Here is a 23,745-nt window from a genome sequence, read left to right as displayed (position 1 = left end):
GACAAGAGCGATTAAGCTCCGTCCCCGACCCTCTAGGTTGCCTTTAAGGCAATTTGAGGCAATAGGGCGGCAGCTTTATTTCGCGCGATATGGTCAATGGAAATCGCATCATCCGCCGAGTGCAGTGGTGGCTGATTCCCTGACCTGATCCAATCATTCATCGTTGCCTCGACCAGCCGGGCGATCGCACCGAACTTGATCTTGCCGGCGATAAACGCGGCGACCGCAATCTCGTTCGCGGCATTGTAGACCGTCGTCGCACCGTGCCCGGTGCGCAGCGCCTCGTAAGCCAGCCGCAGCCCCGGGAAGCGCTGAAAGTCCGGCGCCTCGAAGGTGAGCTGACCGATCTTGGCGAGATCGAGCTTGGCTGACGGCCCGACGACCCGGTCGGGCCAGCCGAGGCAGTGCGCGATCGGGATCCGCATGTCGGGCGTGCCGAGCTGGGCGACCACCGAGCGATCGGAGAACTCGACCATACCGTGGATGATCGACTGCGGGTGCACCAGCACGTCGATCTCGTCCGGCGCCAGCGCGAACAGATAGGACGCCTCGATCACCTCGAGGCCTTTGTTCATCATCGAGGCGGAATCGATCGTGATCTTCTGCCCCATGCTCCAATTGGGATGCTTCAGCGCCTGCTCCAGCGTCGCCTGCTCGATGTCGGCGGGTGCCCAGGTTCGGAACGGTCCACCGGACGCGGTGATGATCACCCGCGTCAGTTCCTCGCGATTGCCGGAGGCCAGCGCCTGGAACAGCGCGTTGTGCTCGGAGTCCGCCGGCAGGATGCAAGCGCCGGCCTTCTTGGCGCGCTCCATGAAGATGTCGCCGGCGCAGACCAGGCACTCCTTGTTGGCGAGTGCAACCGTGGCGCCGCGATCGACCGCGGCAAGCGCGGGCTTCAGTCCGGCAGCGCCGCTGACCGCCGCCATCACCCAATCCGCAGGCCGAGCGGCCGCCTCGATGATCGCGCTCTCCCCGGCCCCGCATTCGATCCGGGTTCCGGCCAGCGCATCCTTCAGCTCTGACAGCTTCGCCGGATCGGCAATGGCGGCGAACCGCGCACCGAACTCCTTGGCCAACTTGGCGAGGCCCTCGACATTGCTGTTCGCGGTCAGCGCCTCGACCTGGTAACGATCGCGCGCGCCACGCAGCAGATCCATCGTGCTGTCGCCGATCGAGCCGGTGGCACCAAGGACGGTCACGGTCCGCACGGCGGATGCCGCCGCGGCCTTGTTGTTACGCAACGGAACAGCGCTCATCTCATCACCAAACCATAAGACCGCGTCCGACGCCATCGGCACCACCGCGGAGAAAGCCGAAAATCGCCGCCACAATGACGGCTGCGACAAATCCGTCCAGGCGATCCAGAAGGCCGCCATGGCCGGGAATAACGTGACTGGAATCCTTCACTCCGAACCGCCGCTTCACAGCGGATTCGAAGAGATCGCCAAGCTGCGAGACCACCGACAACATGGCTCCGAGCAACAGCAGCGGACCGGTCGTCCCGATCTCGAGGGCGGCAAAGCCGGCCGCAATAAGCAGGCTCGCCACGAAGCCGCCGACCGCGCCGGCCCAGGTCTTCTTCGGACTGATCCGCACCCACAGCTTCGGCCCGCCGATGCTGCGGCCCGCGAAATAGCCGCCGATATCAGTGACCCATACGATCAGCAGCACGAACATCAGCGCGGCAAAGCCCTTCGCCGGATCATGGCGCAGCAGCACCGATGCGATCTCGGCCCCTGCCGCATAGAGCAATCCCGCAATCGCCCAGTTGCGCCGCGCGCCCGATGTCAGCGCCACAACGACCGCACCGACCGCGAGCACGACCAGTGCCGCATCGATACGGCCCGCCATCAGGCAAAGTCCGGCGAGCAGCAACGTAACAACGCCGGGCACCACGACGCGGAGCTCGCGTCCGAGCCCGGTGACGGCAAGCCATTCCGCGAACAGGCCGATCGCAACCAGCGTCACCAGGAGCGACCAGGCGATGCCGCCGATATAGGCCAGTGCGATCGCGACCGGCGCCAGCACCAGCGCAGCAGCCACGCGCATCACGAGGTTGCGCGATCCCTGCTCGCCGGCTGGCGGCGGCTGCTCGCTTGCTGCCGCCGACGCGGCCTCGCCCTCGGTCACGAGCCGGTTTTCGCGGCGAGCCCGCCGAACCGGCGCTCGCGCTTGCCGTATTCCGCAATCGCGCCTTCGAGTGCCGCCTTGTCGAAATCCGGCCAGTGGATCGGCACGAACACCAGCTCGCTGTAGGCGGCCTGCCACATCAGGAAGTTCGACAGCCGCTGCTCGCCGCTGGTGCGGATGATCAGATCCGGATCGGGAATATCGGGCGCATCGAGATATTGCCCGAGCGTGTCGGCATCGATGGAGTTGGCGTCCCGCTTCCCGTCGGCGACCTCGCGCGCAAGCCGCCGGGCTGCGGCAGCGATCTCCGCCCGCGAGCCGTAGTTGAAGGCAACCACCAGGTTGAGCTTGACGTTATTCCGCGTCAGCTCCTCGGCCTCGCTGAGCAGCGCGCAGATGTCGGGGTCGAGCCCGTCGCGCTCGCCGATCACCCGCACCCTCACCCCGTCACGATGCAGCGTCGCCAGATCGTTGCGGATGAAGCGACGCAGCAGGCCGAACAGATCGCCGATCTCGGTGGCGGGCCGCGACCAGTTTTCCGAGCTGAAGGAAAAGATCGTGAGATAGAGGATGCCGAGTTCATGGGCCGCACGTACCACGCGGCGCAGCGCCTCGACGCCGCGGCGATGGCCCTCGACGCGCGGCAGGCCGCGCGAAGCGGCCCAGCGCCCGTTGCCGTCCATGATAACAGCCACATGCAACGGACTGCCGGAGCGATCCGGTCCGTCAGTTGCTGGGGCCGCGGCGTTCGACATCGGCTGGTTCCCGTAGGCCTTCAGACCGTCAGGATTTCCTTTTCCTTGGCGGCAAGCAGCTGATCGACTTCGGCGATCACGCCGTCGGTCGCCTTCTGCACCTCGTTCGACAGGCGCTCCTGGTCGTCCTCGGAGATCTCGTGATTCTTCTCGAGCTTCTTGATGACGTCGAGGCCGTCGCGGCGGACGTGGCGGACCGCGACCTTGGCCGCTTCGGCGTATTTGTGCGCGACCTTGACGAGCTCCTTGCGCCGCTCCTCGTTGAGCTCGGGGATCCGCAATCGCAGCACCTGTCCTTCGGTCGCCGGCGACAGGCCGAGGTTGGAGTCGACGATTGCCTTCTCCACCGCCTTGACCATCGTCTTGTCCCAGACCTGCACCGAGAGCAGGCGCGGCTCGGGTACGCTGATGGTCGCAACCTGGTTCAGCGGCATATGCGAGCCGTAAGCCTCGACCTGGACCGGCTCCAGCATGGACGCCGCGGCGCGGCCGGTGCGCAGGCCACCGAGCTCGTGCTTGAGCGATTGTGTGGCGCCCTGCATGCGGCGCTTCACGTCGTTGATGTCAAAACCAGCTGCGGCCATGACGTTTCTCCCTTTACTAGAAACCGGCGATCGACGCCCTCGGGTCCAGAGTCCGGACCCGGAGGCGCGGCAATCAGCCGGCGACGACCGTACCGTGTCCGGTACCGCGCAGAATTGCACCGATCGAGCCGGGCTCCGCGATCGAGAACACGATGATAGGCAGCGACGTCTCGCGGGCAAGTGCGAAAGCAGTCGCGTCCATGACCTTGTAGCCGCCCTCGATCGCCTGCGAATGGGTCAGGCGGTCGAAGCGCTTGGCTTTGGGGTCCTTCTTCGGATCGGCGCTGTAGACGCCGTCGACATTGGTGGCCTTCAGCACCGCCTGCGCGCCGATCTCGGCCGCACGCAGCACGGCGGTGGTATCGGTGGTGAAGTACGGATTGCCGGTTCCGCCACCGAGCAGGACGATGCGTCCCTCGGCGAGATATTTGTGCGTCGCACCACGGGTGAACAGCTCGGAAATCTCCGGCATCACGAATGCCGACAAGGTCCGCGCCGGGGTCCCCTTGCGCTCGATCGCCGCCTCGAGCGCGAGGCAGTTCATCATAGTCGCAAGCATGCCCATGGTATCGCCGGTCGGCCGGGACACGCCGCGCGAGGACACCTCGACGCCGCGGACGATGTTGCCGCCGCCGATCACGACGGCGACCTCGATCCCAAGATTGCGGGCCGCGATCAGGTCGTCGGCGACGCGGTCGACCGTCGGTTGATCGATACCGAAGCCGTGGGAGCCGGCCAGAAATTCGCCGGACAGCTTGATCACCACGCGACGATAGATCGGCTCAGCCATGATGCGATCGCTTTCTTATCCCGCGCAGGCAGGCTTCCGGCGGCTACGCCGGACGCCCGGTGTCAGCGGTTACTTCTTGCCGCTGGCGGCCGCGACTTCGGCGGCGAAGTCGCTTTCCTGCTTCTCGATTCCCTCACCGAGAGCATAGTTCACAAAGCCAGCGATTTTGATCGGCCCGCCGACCTTACCCTCAGCTTCTTTCACCGCCTGGGCAACCGACTTGCCGCTGTCGTGGATGAAAGCCTGATCGAGGAGGCAGACCTCCTTGTAGTAGGTCTTCAGGCCGGAATCGACGATCTTCTCGATGACGTTCTCCGGCTTGCCCTGCTGGCGGTACTTGTCGGCCAGCACGTCCTTCTCACGTTTGACGGCCTCCGGATCGAGCCCGGTCGGGTCGAGCGCGAGCGGCTTCGCCGCCGCGACGTGCATGGCGAGCTGACGGCCGAGGGCCGCGAGTTCGTCGGTCTTGCCGGTAGACTCCAGCGCCACGATCACGCCGATCTTGCCGGCGCCATCGATGACGGCGTTATGGACGTAGCTCGACACCACGCCCTTGCTCACCTCGAGCGAGGCAGCGCGGCGCAGCGTCATGTTCTCGCCGATGGTCGCAATCGCGTCGGAGATCGCGGTCTCGACGGTGGCGTCACCGACCTTGGACGCCTTGATGGCCTCGACATCGGCTCCATGCTTCAGCGCGACCTGGGCGATCATCTTGACCAGGCCCTGGAACTGCTCGTTGCGCGCAACGAAGTCGGTCTCGGAATTGACCTCGACGAGCACGCCCTTGGTACCTTGGGTCAGCGCGCCGATCAGGCCTTCAGCCGCCACGCGGCCGGACTTCTTGGCGGCCTTGGTGATACCCTTCTTGCGCAGCCAATCCTGCGCCTCCTGCATGTCGCCGTTGTTCTCGGTCAGCGCCGCCTTGCAATCCATCATGCCCGCGCCGGTCGACTCGCGGAGCTCCTTGACCATTGCTGCTGTGATCGTCGCCATCGTTCAATGTCCTTCTTGCCTGTACAGGAACCGCGGCGCCCGATGGCGCCGCTGTCAGTGACAGGGAAATCGTTGTTCGTGGAATGGAAGCGGCGGCCGGGCGAGGCCCGGCCATGCCGCGTAACTTTTATTCCGCTTCGGCGAGCGTCTTGGCCTGAGCGACCCAGGCGTCGGCACGGCTCGGCAGACCGACTTCTTCGCCGATCTTGTGCGCGGTGTCGTGATCGAGCTCGGCAAGCTGCCAGTAGTGGAAAACGCCGAGGTCGTTGAGCTTCTTCTCGATCGCACCGGACACGCCGGTGAGCTTCTTGAGGTTGTCGGCAGTGCCGCGCGGGCCAGCCAGCCCCTGGAAGCCGGACGGCGCAGCCGCCGGAAGGTCTTCCTGCACGGGCGCAGCCGACGCACCGATGTCGATGCCGGAATCGCCCTGGGCGCGCGAGATGCCGTCGATGGCGGCGCGCGCCACGAGGTCGCAATACAGCGAGATCGCGCGGCCGGCGTCGTCATTGCCCGGCACCACATAGGTGATGCCCTTCGGGTCCGAGTTGGTGTCGACGATCGCTGCGACCGGGATGTTGAGCCGCTGGGCTTCCTGGATCGCGATGTCTTCCTTGTTGGTGTCGATCACGAAGATCATGTCGGGAAGACCGCCCATGTCCTTGATGCCACCGAGCGAACGGTCGAGCTTGTCGCGCTCGCGCTGCAGCGTCAGCCGCTCCTTCTTGGTGTAGGAGTTGGCTTCGCCCGACGAGAGAACGTCGTCGAGATGACGCAGGCGCTTGATCGAGGCCGAGATCGTCTTCCAGTTGGTCAGCGTGCCGCCGAGCCAGCGCGAATTGACGAAGTACTGCGCCGAACGCTTGGCAGCATCGGCAACGCCGTCCTGCGCCGAGCGCTTGGTGCCGACGAACAGGATGCGGCCGCCCTTGGCGACCGTATCGCTGACCGCCTGCAGGGCACGGTGCAGCATCGGCACGGTCTGCGCGAGGTCGATGATGTGAATGTTGTTGCGGGCGCCGAAGATGTAATCCTGCATCTTCGGGTTCCAGCGGTGGGCCTGGTGGCCAAAGTGAACGCCAGCTTCAAGCAACTGACGCATAGAAAAATCGGGTAGCGACATAGTGATAATTCTCCGGTTGGTTCCTCCGGAAACGTGTGAGCAGACGAGCCTTATGGCCCGGCTGCCACCGGACGGCCTTTTGAGCCATGTTTCCGTGTGAGATGGCGCGCTATATAGCCTGATTTGAGCCAGAAGCAAGGAAATACGGCCGGTTACCGCGGCCGGATGAGCCCTTTGCACCTGGAACCGACCCGTTTTGACCCGAATTGGCCCGGTATGGCCCCGGCCACGCGCGATCCTGGCCGGGCAGCCCTACTGCGCCAATTGCAGGTCCGCCAACGTCGTGCGCGCAGTCGCCTCATCCAATGCAACGAAATCGGCCGGCCCGGGATTGCCGGCGTTCGCAGTCGCGGCCGATGCGACGACGGCACCGACCAAACCTCCCACCATTGTCACTCCCGCGACGGAATCATGCCGCTCGCTCGATTTCACCAGAAAGAAATAGGTGCGGCCCGGCTCGGTTGCGAAGTTGTGCGTGGTCTCGCCGGGAAACATGACCTCACTCGCAACCAGTTGATGCCGGCCGGCGGGACGATCGGCGAACGCGTAGGTTCCGATGGCGATCTTGCCGATCGTCTCACCATCGAGCTTCACGTCGCAGGCACAGATCGCCATGCTCAGTCCCTTGCGCTTCTCCTGCAGCACGACGACACGGGAATGTCCCGGCTTCGGTGGCCCAAACTTCTGCGAAGTCGCCGCATAGTCGGTGCCGACACCATCGCTCACGCAGCCCGCCACCATCAACACACCGGCCAGCAAGGCCGCATAACGTCCAAACATTCCGCCCCCGAAATTCCCCTCGGGCGCGACCATAGAAAGAAGCACGGTGTGGTTGCAATAGTGCTTAAGCCGAAGTTGGCTTTCCGCAGCGTCGCCGGGACCGTCGGCTACAGCGTCTGCACGTCGACCACGCCGGCGACCGCCTTGATCGCGCCGGCGATCTGCGGCGAGACCTTGTAGCGGCCCGGCAGCTTCATCTCGACCTCGGTTTCGAGGTCCAGCATGATCACCAGCGACACGTCGCCATCGGCCCCCGCCGCGAGTGGCGGCGCAGCGGCAGGCTTCACCGCCGGCAGCTTTGCGGCGCTGCCCGTGGCCGGCGCGGCTTCCGGCATGTTGAGGCGGCGGGCGATCGAATCCAGCGGCTTGGTGTCGCGCACAAAGATGCGCAGGCCCTTCTGCGTCTTGGCCGCAGCGTGATCCAGCGGCTCGGCGTGCAGCACCCGCGCCCGCACGTCCTCGCCCTGCAGCTCGGCGCCGAGTTGCAGCAGCACGGCAGCCCCAGGCTCCAGCACATCGCGATACTGCGCGAGCCCCTCGGAGAACAGCACCGCCTCGAAATGGCCGGTCGGGTCGGACAGGCCCATGATGCCCATCTTGTTGCCGGTCTTGGTGCGCCGCTCCATCCGCGACACCACGGTTGCCGCGACCTTGCCCGCGGTGGCGCCGGTCTTCACCGCGCGCGAGAACTCCGCCCAGGATTGCACCCGCAGCCGCTTCAGCGCGGTCGCGTAATCGTCGAGCGGATGGCCCGACAGGAAGAAGCCGATCGCGTCATATTCGCGCCGCAGCCGGTCCGCGGGCAGCCACGGCTCGACCTGCGGCAGCATGATGCTGGGCGCGTCCGGCGCGCTGCCGAACATGTCGTTCTGGCCCGAGGTCGCCGCCTCGTGGCTGCGCTGGCAGGCGGCGAGGATCGAATCGGCGCCGGCGAAGACGCGGGCACGGTTCGGGTCCAGCGTGTCGAAGGCGCCGGCCGCCGCAAGGCTCTCGATGATCCGCTTGTTGACCGCACGCGGGCTCACCCTTGCTGCGAAATCGGCGAGCGAGGTGAAGGGGCCCTTCTTGTTGCGCTCCTCGATGATCTGCTCGACGGCCTGGATGCCGACGCCCTTCAGCGCGGCGAGCGCGTAATAGATCGTGTTGCCGCTGACCTCGAAGGTCGGGCCCGAACGATTGATGTTGGGCGCTTCGACCTTGATGCCGAGCCGCTGCGCCTCGGAACGGAATTCGGACAGCTTGTCGGTGTTGTTGAGTTCGAGCGTCATCGACGCCGCGAGGAACTCGACCGGGTAATGCGCCTTCATGTAGGCGGTATGGTACGACACCAGCGCATAGGCCGCCGCGTGGCTCTTGTTGAAGCCGTAGTCGGCGAACTTGGCGAGCAGCTCGAAGATCGTCTCGGCTTGGCCCTTGCCCACGCCGTTCTTCATCGCGCCGGCGACGAAGACGTCGCGCTGCTTGTCCATCTCGGCGCGGATCTTCTTGCCCATCGCGCGGCGCAGCAGGTCAGCCTGGCCGAGCGAGTAGCCGGCCATTTGCTGCGCGATCTGCATCACCTGTTCCTGATAGATGATGACGCCGAAGGTCTCCTTCAGGATCGGCTCCAGGATCGGATGCAGATATTCCGGTTCCTCGTCGCCGTGCTTGCGCGCGCAATAGGTCGGGATGTTCGCCATCGGGCCCGGGCGATACAGCGCCACCAGCGCGATGATGTCCTCGAAGCGGTCCGGCCGCATGTCGATCAGCGCGCGCCGCATGCCCTGGCTTTCCACCTGGAACACGCCGACGACATCGCCGCGCGCCAGCATCTGGTAGCTCGGCGCGTCGTCGATCGGCAGCGTCGCGAGATCGACATGGACGTCGCGCTGCTTGAGCAGTTTCACCGCGACGTCGAGCACCGTCAGCGTCTTCAAGCCGAGGAAGTCGAACTTCACGAGGCCCGCCGGCTCGACCCATTTCATGTTGAACTGGGTGACCGGCATGTCCGATTTCGGATCGCGGTACATTGGCACCAGCTCGCTCAGCGGCCGGTCGCCGATCACGATGCCGGCGGCGTGGGTCGAGGCGTGGCGCGTCAGGCCCTCGAGGCGCTGCGCGATATCGAACGCGCGCGCTACCACCGGATCCTCGTCGCGGAACGCCTGCAGCTTCGGCTCGCCTTCGATGGCCTGCGCCAGCGTCACGGGAGCCGCGGGATTCTGCGGCACCAGCTTGGTCAGCTTGTCGACCTGCCCGTACGGCATCTGCAGCACGCGCCCGACGTCGCGCAGCACGCCGCGCGCCTGCAGCGTACCGAAGGTGATGATCTGCGCCACCTGCTCGCGTCCGTACCGCTCTTGCACATACTGGATCACCTCGCCGCGGCGGTCCTGGCAGAAGTCGATGTCGAAGTCCGGCATCGAGACGCGTTCGGGATTGAGGAAGCGTTCGAACAGCAGCGCAAACCGCATCGGATCGAGGTCGGTGATGGTGAGCACCCACGCGACCAGCGAGCCAGCCCCCGAGCCGCGGCCCGGTCCGACCGGAATGCCCTGCGCCTTCGCCCATTTGATGAAGTCGGAGACGATCAGGAAATAGCCCGCATATTTCATGCGCATGATGACGTCGAGCTCGAACGCCAGCCGCTTGCTGTAGTCCTCCTCGGTCATTCCCGGCGAGAGCCCGTGCACCCGCAGGCGATTGGCGAGCCCCTCCTCCGCCTGGCGCTTCAGCTCGGCGGCTTCGTCGGCAGCGGCGTCAGCGCTCGCCGCGCCACCGACCGTGAAGAACGGCAGGATCGGCTTGCGGGTCTTCGGGCGGAACGAGCAGCGTTCGGCGATCTCCACCGTCGAGGCCAGCGCTTCCGGAATATCGGCGAATAGCACCGCCATCTCGGCGCGGGTCTTGAAGCGGTGATCCGGGGTCAGCTGCTCGCGGTTGGTCTCGGCGATCAGGTGGCCGCCGGCGATGCACAGCAGCGCATCGTGCGATTCATAGTCGTCACTGCTGGCGAAATACGGCTCGTTGGTCGCGACCAGCGGCAGGCCCTTCGCATAGGCCAGATCGATCAGGCCGCCCTCGGTGCGGCGCTCCTTCTCGGCGCCATGGCGCTGCAATTCTATGTAGAGGCGATCGCCGAACAGGCCGGCCAGGCGTTCACAGCGGGTGGTCGCCAACGCCGCCTGCTCGGCACGCAGCGCCAGCGCGATCGGCCCGTCGGGCCCGCCGGTCAGGGCGATCAGGTCTTCGGCGTGGTCGGCCAGCCAATCGATCTTGATGTGCGGGGTCTGGTTGACCGGGGTCTCCAGGAACGCCCGCGAGTTCAGCCGCATCAGGTTCTGATAGCCACGTTCGCGCGCCGCCAGCAGCACGATGCGCGCAGGTCCGTTCGTTGCCAGGATGCTGCGCGTATTGGGGTCGACGTCGCCAAAGTCCACCGCCAGCTCGCAGCCGACGATCGGCTGGATGCCGTAGCCGGCCATCTTGTCGGAGAATTCCAACGCCCCGAACATGTTGTCGGTATCGGTGAGCGCCAGCGCCGGCTGGCGGTCCGCCTTCGCGAGCTCGCCGAGCTTGGCGATCTTGATCGAGCCCTTCAGCAGCGAATAGGCGGAATGAACGTGAAGATGAACGAATCCGGCGTTCGGCATGGCTGCTCGAGGGATCTCTTTGAGTCAGGGACGGCGCGAGTACCAAAGCTGGAACCCGAAAGCATCAGGCTCGACTCGCATCCCCATCGTGGAGCTTCGCCCCCGCCAAGTCCACGCCCAACGCGGCGTGGCGGCCGGTCCTCCCGCTTATCCCCAGGGCCAGGCTATGCCTCTGGCGCTGCGGGCGCATTTTCAGAATTGGGTGATCAGTTGGGCCCAAACCGCGATCATCCCGACGAACAGCGTGATCGATGCCAGCGCTGCAGCTTCCTGCACGAAAATCTTCAACATGGCCGCTCTCCCTGAACTGGAACGTATGCAGAACATTGTTCCTTTTTTGTTCCTGGAGTCAAGCGAGGGTCTTGGGTCAGTTTGAAAACTGACCCCGAAAGAATTCCCGTGGTTAACCGTGGCGGGAGCTGGCAGCGTAAGGTCCGCGTCAGACGTGCGGCCTAGCATTCGCGCCCATGACGCGCGATCTGCTTTATTTCCGGTTATCGCTGGTTTGGGTGGCGATAGTGACCGCCGGCTTGGTCTGCCTGCTGGTCGCGTGAGGCTGCCTTCCTAGTTGATGCCGCGGCGGACGCGTGCTGTCCCAACCAGACGTCCATCGGCGGCGACCGGAGGATGCCCGACATTGAGCCCTACCCGTACGATGCCAGTACGCGGCGTGAGCTGAGGAAAACGCCCCGGCGAGGTCCAGGATCGAGCGGCGGAGTGTCCCGGCCTCGCCGACGAACCAGGAACGACGCGCCGCCATCGCGGCCGATGGTTCGATCCGTCAAGCCAACAAAAAACCCCGGGCCGAAGCCCGGGGTTTTCGACGCTGCTTGAATGAAGCGAGCGATCAGTAACGCGCGATGACCGGGCCACCGAACTTGTAGTTCAGACGGCCGAGGACCATGTCGGTGTCGCCACCGGTGTGGAAGCCGGTCACGCCAACACCAGCCGGGGTCACGAAGGTCGCGCCGTGGGTGTCTTCGAAGATGTGGTTGTACTCGATGCCGAGCGACCAGTTCTGGGCGAAGGCGAATTCGAGGCCAACACCAACCGTCGGGCTCCAACGGGTGTCGTAGCCGGTCTGGGACGCCAGCGCGCCGCCGGGAGCCAGGAACTGGTAGTTGCGATCGGTGACCGCAGCACCGCCCTTGGCGTACAGCAGAACGTTGTTCCAGGCGTAGCCGATCTGGCCGGTGAACAGGCCGAACGCATCCGTCTTCGAACGGACGACGCCGCCCGGGACGACCAGGTTGCTGGTGCTGCCCGTCAGGTCAGCCCAGTTGCCCTGAGCTTCGAGACCGAACACCCAACCACCGGTCTGCCAGCGGTAGCCGACCTGGCCACCGACGGTGCCGCCGTTGGCGTCGTAGCTGCCGACGCCGCCGAGGCCATCGACCGAACGGTTGTCGTGGCTCTGGGCCCAACCACCGTTGATACCGATGTAGAACCCGGTCCAGTCATAAACAGTGGCGACGATCGGCGGCGGAGCCTTCGTGTAAGGGCGAGCCGCGAGGTCAGCCGCGGAGGCAGCCGTCGCGCTGAGCGCAATCATGCTGGCGGTGACAAGCAAAATCTTTTTCATTTTCCCGTTCCAACTTTTTTCTACAGGCCCCCAAGGCCGCGAGACATCCTCATAGCAGCCCTCGACGGAATTGCTGTAACTTCGCTGCAACAGGCAGGGTCAAACGACTTCTCTCAAATTTTAAGTTAATACTGTATTACAAGCACTTCTTGGAACTTTTGCCACATAGCCGCCGCACAATTTTCACAATTCAATTCTGTGTGCGCGGCTGCGCGCAAGATCGTGTTGACCGGAACCGGCTTGTCCGATTTGGATCGTGGTCGAAATCGAATCTGCGCAGCAAAAGGAATGCACATGCGGACGATGATTCTTGCTGCTGCCGCATCGGTGGTCGCGTTCGCAACGCTGGGTACCGCGCCCACCCATGCCGTCGGCGTGCGCTACCCGTTCTGCATTCAGGGCGACCGCTATCCCGGTCTGAGCGCCTGCTCGTATCCGTCCTATGAGGCGTGCCTGGCCACCGCTTCGGGCATCGGGCAGACCTGCGTCGCCAATCCCTATTATGCCGGCGACAACGACCCGCGCTCGTATCTGCATACGCGCGCGCGGGAGCGCGGTGACAGCTTCTTCGATCTGTTCATCCACTGACAGCCCAGGCTTCGGGTGACGGCTACGGGAATGTGACTTGATGCACATTCACGCCAGGCTGCCTATTCACGCGCGCCCGGCACGAACGCGCCGGCACCTGATCGACAGGAGATCCTGATGCGCAGCTTGATTCTGGCAGTCGCGGCCCTCGGCATCGTCGCCAGCGCACCAGCCAACGCCCAGAAGTACGATTCGACCTCGCCGGTCTGCAAAACCAACTACCGATGGGGCGGCGAGGATACCGACTGCGGCTACACGTCGCTGGAGCAGTGCCGCGCCTCGGCGTCGGGCCTGGCGGCCATGTGCATCAACAACCCCTATTATGCCGGGGCGCCGATCGACCGTCGTCCGAGCCAATCCGGCAGACGGCGCCACCCGGCCTACTAAAGCATGATCCGGAATAGTTCGAAGCGGTTTTCCGAAAAGATCATGCTCAAACAAAGAGCTAAAGCGCGATGACGATTCGACCTCATCTCATCGCGCTTTAAGGGCCCAACTCTTTTTGAGGCCAAAGTTTTTTTGAGGAACCCAAGTCTTTCTTAACGGCCAGGGTCTTTCTTGACGGCCAGAGTCTTTCCGCTCCGATTGAAGCGGAACGAAAAAGGCTTCAGATTCCTGTCTTTAGCGCATTTTCTTCACACGAACCGCGACCCGCTTCACTCGAAACTATTCGAGCTCGACGACCTGTCCGTTCGAAAGCGACACCCGGCGATCCATCCGGGCGGCGAGATCCAGATTATGGGTCGCGATCAGCATCGCGACCCGGGTCGCCTTCACGAGCTGCATCAGCGCATTGAAGACGTGATCGGCCGTGCCCGGATCGAGGTTCCCGGTCGGCTCGTCCGCAAACAGCACCCGCGGTGCGTTGGCAACCGCGCGTGCGATCGCCACACGTTGCTGCTCGCCGCCCGAGAGTTCGGCCGGACGATGGGTGATGCGGTCGCCGAGCCCGAGATAGGACAGGATCTCGGTCGCCCGTTTTACGGTCTCGGAGCGTTTGAGCCCACGAATCATCTGCGGCAGCATGACGTTCTCGAGCGCCGAGAACTCCGGCAACAGCCGGTGCGATTGATAGACGAAGCCGATATCGGAACGGCGAATCTGCGTGCGGTCGATATCGGACATCTGCGAGGTCGGCGTACCCGCGACATAGACCTCGCCTTCATCGGGGGTCTCCAGCAGGCCCGCGATGTGCAGCAGCGTCGACTTGCCCGATCCGGACGGCGCCACCAGCGCCACCGATTGACCGGGCCACAGCGCGAGCTTGGCGCCGTTCAGGATCGTCAGCGTCGTTTCGCCCTGGCGGTATTCCCGCTTGATGTCATGAAGATAGATGACCGGTGTGTCTTCCGCCCCCTCCGCCATGTGCGCTCCTTATTCGTACCGGAGCGCATCGACCGGATCGAGGCGCGCGGCGCGCCACGACGGGTAGAGTGTCGCAAGGAAGGACAGCGTCAGCGCCATGATCAAGACGGCGAGCGTCTCGCCGAAATCGACCTCGGCCGGCAGCTTCGACAGGAAATACAGCTCGGGCGAGAACAGCTCGGTGTTGGTCAGATACGACAGGAACTGCCTGATCGATTCGATGTTCAGGCAGATCAGCATGCCGACCGCGAAGCCGGTCAGCGTTCCGACCACGCCGATCGAGGCGCCGGTGATCAGGAAGATCCGCATGATCGAGCCCTGCGAGGCGCCCATGGTGCGCAGGATCGCGATGTCCTGCCCCTTGTCCTTCACCAGCATGATGAGCCCCGAGACGATGTTGAGTGCCGCGACCAGCACGATCATGGTCAGGATCAGGAACATCACGTTGCGCTCGACCTGCAACGCATTGAAGAAGGTCGAATTGCGTTGTCGCCAGTCGACCAGGAAGACCGGTCTCCCGGCCGCCTCCGTCACCAGCTTGCGGTAGGTGTCGATCTTGTCCGGATTGGTGGTGAACACCTCGATCGAGGACACGTCGTTGTTGCGGTTGAAATAGGCCTGCGCCTCGGCCAACGGCATGAACACGAAGGTCGAATCGTATTCCGACATGCCGATCTCGAACACCGCGGTGATCTTGTAGGGCTTGATGCGCGGCGTGGTGCCCATCGGCGTCACCGCGCCCTTCGGCGAGACCAGCGTGATCATGTCGCCCGCATGCAGCGAGAGCTGATCGGCAAGCCGGCGGCCGATCGCAACCCCCTGCCCCTCGTCAAAGCCCTCGAGCGAGCCCTGCTTCACGTTCTTGGCAATCGAGGTAAGATTGTTGAGATCGTCGGCGCGAATGCCGCGGATGAAGACGCCGGCCGCGTTGAACGGCGACGATCCGAGCCCCTGCCCGTCCACGACCGGCGCGGCGAGCCGGATGCCCTGCACCTGGCTGATGCGGTCGGCGACGTCCTTCCAGTCGGTCAGCGGCGATTCCAAGGGCTGCACCAGAAGATGCCCGTTGAGGCCGAGGATCTTGTCGAGCAGCTCCTTGCGGAAGCCGTTCATGACGGCCATCACCACGATCAGCGTGGCAACGCCGAGCATGATGCCGAGGAACGAAAAGCCGGCGATGACTGAAATGAACCCTTCCTTGCGGCGCGCGCGCAAATAGCGTCCGGACAGCAGCCATTCGAATGGCGCAAAAGGCGGGGTGCGGACTGGCTCGTTCATGGTCTCATCCATCTTTCGATAATCCCATGATTCGGGCCAAATGTGGCCGGATTACCCCGCCGACAGCGCGGCGTGAATAAACTTTAACCCGCGAGCTTCGCGACCACGTCGGCGGGGCTCATATTGTCGCGCGAACCGTCGCTGCGGCGCTTCACCTCGACCTTGCCGTCGGCAAGCCCCTTCGGTCCGACCAGAATCTGCCAGGGGATGCCGATCAGATCGGCGGCGGCGAACTTGGCCCCGGCGCGCTGATCGGTGTCGTCGTACAGCACGTCGACACCCTTCGCCGAGAGGTCGCGATAGAGCTGCTCGCAGGCGCCATCGACCGCGGCGTCACCCTGCTTGAGGTTGAGGATCGCGACACGGAATGGCGCGACCGCCTCGGGCCATTTGATGCCGGCTTCATCGTGACATGCCTCGATGATCGCGCCGACCAGGCGCGACACGCCGACACCGTAGGAGCCGCCATGGATCGGCACGTCGACGCCATCGGGCCCCGCCACCATCGCCTTCATGGTGTCGGAATATTTGGTGCCGAAATAGAAGATCTGGCCGACCTCGATACCGCGAGTGTTGAGCCGCTTTGCCTCGGGCACTTCCTGTTCGAAGCGCGCGGCTTCGTGGACGTCCTCGGTCGCAGCATAGACCGAGGTCCACTGCTTGATGATCGGCGTGAGGTCGCCGTCATAGTCGACATCCTCGCCCGGCACCGGCAGGTCCAGCACATCGCGGTTGATGAAGACGCCGGACTCGCCGGTCTCCGCGAGCACGATGAACTCGTGGCTGAGGTCGCCGCCGATCGGACCGGTCTCGGCACGCATCGGGATCGCCTTCAAGCCCATCCGCGCAAAGGTGCGCAAATACGCAACGAACATCTTGTTGTAGGAGCGCCGCGCGCCGGCCTCATCGAGATCGAACGAATAGGCGTCCTTCATCAGGAATTCGCGGCCGCGCATCACGCCGAAGCGCGGACGCTGCTCGTCGCGGAACTTCCACTGGATGTGGTAGAGATTGAGCGGCAGGCTCTTGTAGGACTTGACGTAGGAGCGGAAGATCTCCGTGATCATTTCCTCGTTGGTCGGCCCGTACAACAGCTCGCGCTTGTGACGATCGAGGATGCGCAGCATCTCCGGGCCATAGGCGTCGTAGCGGCCGCTTTCGCGCCAGAGGTCGGCGAGTTGCAGCGTCGGCATCAACAGCTCGAGCGCACCGGCGCGGTCCTGCTCCTCGCGCACGATCTGCTCGATCTTCTTCAACACCCGGAAGCCAAGCGGCAGCCAGGCATAGATGCCGGCGGCCTCCTGCCGCATCATGCCCGCGCGCAGCATCAGCCGATGCGAGACGATCTCCGCCTCTTTCGGGTTTTCTTTCAGGATAGGCAGGAAAAACCGCGACAATCGCATGGCGTTACTCGGGAATCAGGAAAGCGTGGGAAGAGCTGCAGTGAAACCGGATCGGGTGCGAAAACACAAGGCCGCCAAATGACAAAAACCCTTCAAATCAGGCGATTTTCGGCCATTTGAGCGATTTGCGTCCCGCCGAGGTACTGAGCTCGCTGACCGTGGCTTTACCTGACCTCAAAATCGTCTTCCAGTGTCACTTTCTTGAAATCGCTCACCAGAGCGTCGATCTGCATGTGCCAGCGGCCCGGGACCGTCAACGGCACCTTGCGCACGTGCCAATAGCCGTCGGGACCAAGCGCGGCGGCGCGTTCCATCGGTTCGACGCCACGCTCGGGCAGGCTCAGCGTCAGCGTCGCCTCCTTGGCCGCGAACGGGCTGGCATCGCCGTTCATCAATTGCAGGACGAAGTCGTTCTGCCCGACCTTGCCCGGTGCGATCAGCACCTGGAACATCGCGGCATCGGTGTGAATGTGAACCGCGAGCGGAACATCGTCCGACATCGCCAGCACGCGCGGCGGCGGCGTGAAGCGCCATAACGCAACCAGGCCGAGGATGCCGATCATCAGCACGAACTCGAGCGCGATCGAGCGTTGCAGCGGCCGCGTGCGGTGGAATTCGCGCGCGATGGCCGGTGTGAACACCAACCGGTTCAGCGCAGCGAGCCCGAGCAGCAACACCACCAGCCCGAGTTTCGCGACGAGGACGTTGCCGTATCCGGTGTCGATCAGCGCGCGAAGACTTTCGAGCTGGATGACCGCGAGCACGAGGCCCGACAAGGCTATCAACGCGACGACCGGCACCGCGAGCATCGAAAAGCGCCGGAGCACGCGGAGCAGTGAATCCTTGCGCTGCCAGGCGAGCACAGCCAGCGGCCCAAGAGCCCCCATCCAGAACGCCAGACCGACGCCATGGATGAACAGTGCGGTCCGCGTCAGCCATTGCGGCGAGGCGGTGGCGGCATGGCCGCTGACCGCAAACGACAGCCCGACACAGATCATTGCGACGGCAGTGCGGATAAAGGCCGCGCCGAACGACGGGCTGCGCCAGGCAATCGCCGCGATCAACATCGCGGCAATCGCAAGCAGCAGGGCGGGAAACAGGCTGGTGCCGGCGGCACTGGCCCATGCCGCCCATGTCAGAATGCCCGAGAGCGGCAGGTTCAGCAGATCGACGCCCTGCAAGCCAAGTGAGGCGACCGCGCCGACAAGGCCGATTCCGAGCGACCACATGATCAGCCGTTCGCCTGCCGGACCCTGCCCGATCCAGGCGGCAAAGAACACTCCGCCGACGCCGGCAAACAGCCCGAGATAGAGCCCGAGCCGCGCCAGCCAGATCAACGCATGGAGCACGCCGTCGCCTGACGGCGCCGCCGAGCCGGTGACGACGCCGATCGAGAACAGCAGCGAGCCCGCGACGGGATGGCCATCCTGCGACACCACGCGATAGCTCACCACCTGCGTACCCTGCGGCAGGTCCGCCGGCAGCGTCACCATCACCGATTGGTCCACGGCGCGGAACGCGACGTCGCGTGGTTTGCCTGTAGCGTCGAGCAGGCTGACTGCCGTCGGCGCCACCGCTTCGTTGAAGCGAAGCACCACCGTCTTCGGCGCTTCCGCCACCACGCTGCCGTCGGCCGGCTCGGCCGCAATCAGGACGGCATGCGCATGGGCGGCGGTCGCAACGCACAGCGCCACGACGAGCGCAGCTAGCATTGCGACCAGCCGCACGGCTTTAGGACTTCGGCAGCAGCTTGACGCCGGGCGCCGGTGTCTTGCTGCCATGGTCGTGCCCGCCGCCCTGCCCTTCGGCCGGAATATCGATCCAGCGGCTGACGCCTTGTTCGCACTCCTGCACGACAGGGAAATACAGCGTGGTGTTGGGCTTCAACGTGTCGGTGAGAAACGTCTGCATCACGAACTCGTCGTAGTTATGGTCCGCGAGCTTGCCACCACTCCAGGCGACTTCCTTGACGCCCTCGGAGAGCTTGGCACCGTGGTAATCATATTGGGCCGCGTATTTGCCGGTGACCGTATCGAGAGTCCAACCGGGCTTCGGCATCGGCTTCACACCGATCACGCCTTCCGGAATCTGCACCCGGATCTTGATCGTTGCCGACCCCGCGCAGCCATGCGGCACGGCGAACACCGCCTTGTAGTACGAGCCGACCGGCGCCTGCTTTCCTTCAAGCGTGATATGCGCAAGCGCAGGCTGCGCTGCGAGCAGCGCAGCCGCGGCAATGAGGAGCGTGTGTGATCTCATGGCTCCCTCACATCTTCTTCATGTCCATGTGACCGGAATGGTCGCCATGGCCGGAATGATCGGCGCCTCCAGGAGATTGCGCGCCGACGGCCTGCACGTCCAGCGAGACCGCGACCTTGCCGGCTTTCTCGAATTCGAGCGTGACCGGCACCTTGTCGCCCTGCTTCAACGGGTTCTTCAGGTCGAACATCATCAGATGGAAGCCGCCGGGCGCGAGCTTCACGGTCTTGCCCGGCTCGATGGTCAATCCCTTGTCGAGCGCGCGCATCTTCATGACGCCGTTGTCCATCGACATCTCGTGGACTTCCACCTTGCCGGCGACGTCGGCGGAGCCCGACACCAGCCGGTCAGCCGTCGTTCCCTTGTTCTCGATGGTCAGATAGCCGCCGCCGATCTTGGCGCCGTTCGGCGTCGCGCGCGTCCACGCCTGCGTGATCACGAGGTCGCCAGCCTTGACGTCCTCCGCCCGTACGGAGGTCGACGCCAGTGCGGCAGTCAGCGCGGTGAGAGCGAGGATGCGGGAGAAAGTGTTCATGGCGGCTGGGTCCTTTCAGATTGAAGTTGTCGTGTTATCGGATCGTTGCAGCCTGGGCGTCAGACCATTTGTTCAAATCGGCGATTTCAGCTGAGCCTTCGATCGTCGTGATCGTTCCGTCACGGGCAATCAGCATGGTTCGCGGGATATCGCCCTGCCATGCCGGGTCGATCTCAAACCGCAATCGCTCGGCAAAGCCGTCGTCGAAAATCCAGTTCTCGGCCGATCCTAGCCCGGCGCGATCGAGCATCGATCGGGTCGCATCCGGCAGGTTCGGAACCAGATCCGCACTGATCGTGACGACGTCGATACCGGGATGATCCTTCATGAACTGGCCGAGCTGCGGCAGCTCCACCTTGCATGGGCCGCAGGTGACGCCCCAGAAATGCACCAGGGTCGGATGACCGGCGTGCGCATGCAGCAGCTTTTGCCAGCTGCCGCGTTCGAACGGCCTCGGCGCGCCCTCTCCGGCCGCGAGTGCTGACGGCAGCGTCGCCAGCAGGATGAGCACAGCGAGCAAGTGACGTTTCATGGTTCGCCCTCGATCGCTTGAAGATGGTAACCGTCGGCCTTTGTCATCCACGACAGGTAGGTCTGCCGGCGATCCGAGACCAGCAGCGGATGGTCGGAGCTGTCGGCGGTGTCGGCGATAACGCTGGGCTTCGACCAGGTCGCTCCATCGTCATGCGATGTCATCAGATTGATTGATGTCTTCTGCCCGTCGAACTCTTTCCAGACCATCACGAGCCCCTGCGGCCCCGCGGCGATCTGCGGCCGTGACGGGCTTCGATTTGGCTGACCGACCGCGAGCGGATCGGAGAACGTTTTGCCGCCGTCGCGCGACCGCGCATAGAACAACCCCTTGCGCGCCTTGCCGTTGGTGTACCAGGTCACATGGTAGGTTCCTTCAGGCGAAATGGTCAGGCTGGGACCGTGGTGCGGACATGCCGCGATCTGCCCGTCGTCCCGGCTCACCCGATGCAAATCGCCGGGTGTGGCCAGACCGGAGAACGTCACGATCGCATGGTCGCGCACGCCGCCCTCGAAGATGTTCCGGAACACCACCACCGGATGGCCTGCGCCATCGAATGCCAGGGCGAGACGGCAGCACTCGCAGGTATTGTCGGCTGCAAGCTGCGCATCGGAATAGGTCGCGCCGCCGTCCTTCGACGAAGCAAAGAACAATCCGGCCCCGTCATACTTCTCGCCGCGCTGCTGCGCCGGGACACGGTTGCGCTTGTCGAGCCACGCCGCAAACACGGTGCCGGCGGGATCGAAGCCGATCACCTCGAAGCGCTGGCTCTCATTGTTTACGGTGATCGGTTTCGGCGGATCAAAGCTGCGGCCGCCATCGGTCGACCGCGTGGTCAGAACCTGGCCGTTGAAGGCCTGATCGCGAAAGGTCGAAAAGGCAATGGCGATCTCGCCCTTCGCATCGATCGCAAGCTTCGGCCGCGCGTCCGGTCCCCAATCCAGGTTGAGGCGGTCCCGGGTGACCTGCACCGGAGCGGAAAAGCTCTTGCCCTGGTCCTTCGAGCTCGCGACGGAGATCTGGCCTCCGGCCATCCACGTCAGCCACAAGGTCCCATCCGGCCCAAAGGCGGGAGTGACCTTGGTCGCGCAGCGCAGGACGGTCTCCTCGCAGGCCGCCTCGGAGGCGTGCTGATGGCTCATCTGCGCGACCGCGAGGTTCGGCACGGCCGCAAGCATGACCGTTGCCAGCACCATCAGAGCCGCAGGCTTTCGGTATGACATCGATGCGCTGCTCATCTGAACGCAATCCTCATGCCCGCCACGAAGGCGCGCGGCGATCCGGCATAGATCGAGTTGGTCGAGTTCGCCAGTACACTCGCGGGATTTTGAATGCCGGCCGCGGTCACCGAATTTGCGATGTTGTTTGCCGAAGCCACATAGGTCCGGTCGAACACGTTCCGGACCTCGACATACAGATTCATCGACTTGAATGAATCGGAGACGAGATCGGTCTTGTAATGCAGATTGAGGTTGACGAGCTCGTAGCCGGGCGCCTTCAGGAGATTGGCATTATCCATGTAGAAGCTGTCCTTCCACTGGACTTCGACAAACCCGCCGAGCCCCTGCAACGGACCCGACAACTGGTCGTAACCCAACCGCGTGGTCAGCTCGTTCGGCGAAATGCCGGGGATCTTGTTGCCGGCGCGATTGAAGCCGAACACCGCGCCGTTGCTGATGTTCTCGACGTACTCAGTGTAGACCTCGTCGAGATAGGTGTAGGCGGCCGAGAACCGCCAGCCCGGCAGGAACGTCCAATCGGCGGCCAGTTCGACGCCGCGATGCTCCGATCGTGGCGCGTTGAACGTGTAGGAAATACCCGATTGCGGGGTCGCCTGCGAAACAAGCTCGTCCTTGAAGAATTCGTAGAACCCGGTGACGCTCACCTTGAGCGCATTGTTCGGCGTCCAGTCGGCCCCGAGGTCGTAGCCGAGATTCTTCTGCGTCCGCAGCTGGGTGTTGTTGCCCGAAAAGCCACTCGGCAACACGAACAAATTGCTGACCTGCGGCGTGCCGTATCCCGTTGCCACCCGTCCGCGGAACTGCCAATCGCTGTTCACTCGGTAGAGCAACGCGAGCTCAGGCGCGGTGTTCTGGAATTGCCGGTCCGCCGTCGTGATTGCGGTGGACGTAGCGCCAGCGGCACCGGCGTAGCTGTAGGCGGTGTTTCGCCCCGTGAGATTGGTGGTCTCCCAGCCGATGCCGGCGATGGCCGTCAACGCGGGCGTGAGCTTCAACTCCTCGCGTGCACGCAGGCCGTAATTCGTCGTCGTGCTGAACAGGTTGCTGGACAGGCTTCCAAGCGTCGCATTGCCGCCCGGCACCACATTGCGGGTATCGCTCGAAGCCGTGAGCGTGTTGTAGAAGCCGCCGAAATAGGCCGTCGAATCCATCCCGAAGATATCGCCGCGCCTGACGACATCGCTCATGTAGTTGTAGGACGGGAAGTCGCCGATCGCGCTCGTCGATCCCGTCGGCTGGCTGATGTTGCGGTCGTCGAACACGAACTGGTTGCGCCACATGGTCTGGTTGTCGAAGTCGTGCTCCCAGCGACCGCCGACGATGGTGCGCCGGTCGTCGCGACCGAGGCCGGCCTGGACCGCGGTTTCCTTGTCGGTCCCCGCCGCGGAATTGAAACCGTTGTTGAACAAGGTCACGGTTCCGCACCCCGGTGCGGCGGTCGCACCCGTCGCGCAGCCCTGCTGGAACGGGTTCTGATAGAACTGATTGAGCGACGAGCGGATCGGCAGGCGTGCCGTCAGGTCGTTGTTGATCAGCTTCACCGTGAAACGGTCGTCCGGCGTGACCTGCAGGGTGCCGAGGAAATTGACGGTCTGGGTATTGAACCAGCTGTTGCCGATATAGCCGTCACCGCGCGCGTCGCTCGCGAACAGCGAGCCCTCGAAATTGCCGACCTTCTTGCCTGCGGCGAGATAGTTGTTGAGATAGCCGAAGCTGCCGCCGTCGACGCCGTATTCCACACCGTCGATGGTCCCGCCGGGCCGGGTCCGGAAATTCAACGCACCGCCGGTCGCGTAATTGCCATACAGCGCCGATGACGGGCCGCGGACCACGTCGATCGCGCCGTACGCATGCGGATCGATCAGGTCGCTGCGCGACAGGCCGTCCGGCTGGGTGACCGGGAAGCCGTCGTCGAAGATGACGAGGTTACGGATGCCGAAGCCGTTCCGGGCGTTAGACCCGCGGATCGAGATACCGAAATCGCGCGGGCCGTTGCCCTGCTTGATCGAGATGCCCGGACTGTCGCGCAGCACGTCGGCGACCGAGAACGACGGCCGGTTGTCGAACCGGCTGCGGTCGATGGTGGTCTGGGTCTGGCCTGCGGGCGCCCGGTTCAAGCCGTCGCGGGTCGCGGCAAGCGTCTCCCCCGGACTCTCGCCAGCCGCCGGGGCTGCG

The 23,745-nt window shown here is 64.2% G+C and carries 21 protein-coding genes; 2 read left to right on the top strand and 19 right to left on the bottom strand.

Features of this window, described 5'->3' with window-relative positions; all coding sequences use genetic code 11:
- Nucleotides 1–32: 32 nt before the first annotated feature.
- The 10 genes from dxr to H8A92_RS15725 form a co-directional block, all read right to left on the bottom strand.
- Entirely contained in the window at nucleotides 33–1,259 is a 1,227-nt protein-coding gene (gene dxr / locus H8A92_RS15770) for a 1-deoxy-D-xylulose-5-phosphate reductoisomerase (protein WP_229196635.1), read from the bottom strand.
- A 4-nt stretch (nucleotides 1,260–1,263) separates the two neighbouring features.
- Nucleotides 1,264–2,133 (bottom strand): phosphatidate cytidylyltransferase, encoded by an 870-nt coding sequence (locus tag H8A92_RS15765; protein ID WP_229196634.1) that lies wholly within the window; start codon nucleotides 2,131–2,133, stop codon nucleotides 1,264–1,266.
- On the bottom strand, nucleotides 2,130–2,888 hold the full coding sequence (locus H8A92_RS15760) for an isoprenyl transferase (RefSeq protein ID WP_229186614.1): 759 nt from the start codon (nucleotides 2,886–2,888) through the stop codon (nucleotides 2,130–2,132). The genes H8A92_RS15765 and H8A92_RS15760 overlap by 4 nt, the downstream gene beginning before the upstream one ends.
- A gap of 20 nt (nucleotides 2,889–2,908) precedes the next feature.
- On the bottom strand, nucleotides 2,909–3,472 hold the full coding sequence (gene frr / locus H8A92_RS15755) for a ribosome recycling factor (protein ID WP_028334007.1): 564 nt from the start codon (nucleotides 3,470–3,472) through the stop codon (nucleotides 2,909–2,911).
- Between the two features lie 73 nt (nucleotides 3,473–3,545).
- A complete protein-coding gene (gene pyrH / locus H8A92_RS15750) occupies nucleotides 3,546–4,262 on the bottom strand; it encodes a UMP kinase (RefSeq protein ID WP_229196633.1) in 717 nt (238 codons plus the stop codon).
- 69 nt (nucleotides 4,263–4,331) lie between these two features.
- Nucleotides 4,332–5,255 carry a translation elongation factor Ts gene (gene tsf, locus H8A92_RS15745; protein ID WP_229196632.1) on the bottom strand — a complete coding sequence of 308 codons (924 nt, stop codon included), beginning with the start codon at nucleotides 5,253–5,255 and terminating at the stop codon, nucleotides 4,332–4,334.
- A gap of 127 nt (nucleotides 5,256–5,382) precedes the next feature.
- Nucleotides 5,383–6,375 (bottom strand): 30S ribosomal protein S2, encoded by a 993-nt coding sequence (locus tag H8A92_RS15740; protein WP_029879753.1) that lies wholly within the window; start codon nucleotides 6,373–6,375, stop codon nucleotides 5,383–5,385.
- A gap of 252 nt (nucleotides 6,376–6,627) precedes the next feature.
- Entirely contained in the window at nucleotides 6,628–7,155 is a 528-nt protein-coding gene (locus H8A92_RS15735; RefSeq protein ID WP_229196631.1) for a DUF2846 domain-containing protein, read from the bottom strand.
- Nucleotides 7,156–7,262: 107 nt separating this feature from the next.
- On the bottom strand, nucleotides 7,263–10,787 hold the full coding sequence (gene dnaE / locus H8A92_RS15730; protein WP_229196630.1) for a DNA polymerase III subunit alpha: 3,525 nt from the start codon (nucleotides 10,785–10,787) through the stop codon (nucleotides 7,263–7,265).
- Between the two features lie 847 nt (nucleotides 10,788–11,634).
- Nucleotides 11,635–12,369 (bottom strand): outer membrane protein, encoded by a 735-nt coding sequence (locus H8A92_RS15725; RefSeq protein ID WP_229196629.1) that lies wholly within the window; start codon nucleotides 12,367–12,369, stop codon nucleotides 11,635–11,637.
- 294 nt (nucleotides 12,370–12,663) lie between these two features.
- On the opposite strand from H8A92_RS15725, the gene H8A92_RS15720 reads away from it, so the two are divergent.
- Nucleotides 12,664–12,957 (top strand): DUF3551 domain-containing protein, encoded by a 294-nt coding sequence (locus tag H8A92_RS15720; protein WP_229196628.1) that lies wholly within the window; start codon nucleotides 12,664–12,666, stop codon nucleotides 12,955–12,957.
- Between the two features lie 117 nt (nucleotides 12,958–13,074).
- The gene (locus H8A92_RS15715) at nucleotides 13,075–13,344 is read left to right on the top strand and encodes a DUF3551 domain-containing protein (protein WP_229196627.1); all 270 of its coding nucleotides are present in this window, start codon (nucleotides 13,075–13,077) and stop codon (nucleotides 13,342–13,344) included.
- 279 nt (nucleotides 13,345–13,623) lie between these two features.
- On the opposite strand, the gene H8A92_RS15710 is transcribed toward H8A92_RS15715, so the two are convergent.
- From H8A92_RS15710 to H8A92_RS15670, 9 genes are all read right to left on the bottom strand, one after another.
- The gene (locus tag H8A92_RS15710; RefSeq protein ID WP_229196626.1) at nucleotides 13,624–14,322 is read right to left on the bottom strand and encodes an ABC transporter ATP-binding protein; all 699 of its coding nucleotides are present in this window, start codon (nucleotides 14,320–14,322) and stop codon (nucleotides 13,624–13,626) included.
- Nucleotides 14,323–14,331: 9 nt separating this feature from the next.
- Complete coding sequence (locus H8A92_RS15705; RefSeq protein WP_163153491.1) at nucleotides 14,332–15,612, bottom strand: lipoprotein-releasing ABC transporter permease subunit; 1,281 nt, start codon at nucleotides 15,610–15,612, stop codon at nucleotides 14,332–14,334.
- A gap of 71 nt (nucleotides 15,613–15,683) precedes the next feature.
- On the bottom strand, nucleotides 15,684–17,003 hold the full coding sequence (proS, locus tag H8A92_RS15700; protein WP_229196625.1) for a proline--tRNA ligase: 1,320 nt from the start codon (nucleotides 17,001–17,003) through the stop codon (nucleotides 15,684–15,686).
- Between the two features lie 164 nt (nucleotides 17,004–17,167).
- Nucleotides 17,168–18,730: a copper resistance CopC/CopD family protein gene (locus H8A92_RS15695; RefSeq protein WP_229196624.1), complete on the bottom strand. Its 1,563-nt coding sequence runs from the start codon at nucleotides 18,728–18,730 to the stop codon at nucleotides 17,168–17,170.
- A 4-nt stretch (nucleotides 18,731–18,734) separates the two neighbouring features.
- Nucleotides 18,735–19,262: a YcnI family copper-binding membrane protein gene (locus H8A92_RS15690; protein WP_229196623.1), complete on the bottom strand. Its 528-nt coding sequence runs from the start codon at nucleotides 19,260–19,262 to the stop codon at nucleotides 18,735–18,737.
- Between the two features lie 7 nt (nucleotides 19,263–19,269).
- Complete coding sequence (locus H8A92_RS15685; protein WP_229196622.1) at nucleotides 19,270–19,797, bottom strand: copper chaperone PCu(A)C; 528 nt, start codon at nucleotides 19,795–19,797, stop codon at nucleotides 19,270–19,272.
- Nucleotides 19,798–19,831: 34 nt separating this feature from the next.
- Nucleotides 19,832–20,329 (bottom strand): TlpA family protein disulfide reductase, encoded by a 498-nt coding sequence (locus H8A92_RS15680; protein ID WP_229196621.1) that lies wholly within the window; start codon nucleotides 20,327–20,329, stop codon nucleotides 19,832–19,834.
- Complete coding sequence (locus tag H8A92_RS15675; protein ID WP_229196620.1) at nucleotides 20,326–21,552, bottom strand: sialidase family protein; 1,227 nt, start codon at nucleotides 21,550–21,552, stop codon at nucleotides 20,326–20,328. Before H8A92_RS15675 ends, H8A92_RS15680 begins: the two co-directional genes overlap by 4 nt.
- 11 nt (nucleotides 21,553–21,563) lie before the next feature.
- Entirely contained in the window at nucleotides 21,564–23,687 is a 2,124-nt protein-coding gene (locus H8A92_RS15670) for a TonB-dependent receptor family protein (RefSeq protein WP_229196667.1), read from the bottom strand.
- Between the last annotated feature and the right edge of the window lie 58 nt (nucleotides 23,688–23,745).

Source organism: Bradyrhizobium acaciae (genome assembly GCF_020889785.1).
Classification (GTDB): domain Bacteria; phylum Pseudomonadota; class Alphaproteobacteria; order Rhizobiales; family Xanthobacteraceae; genus Bradyrhizobium; species Bradyrhizobium acaciae.
This window is presented reverse-complemented; position numbering and strand designations above follow the sequence as displayed.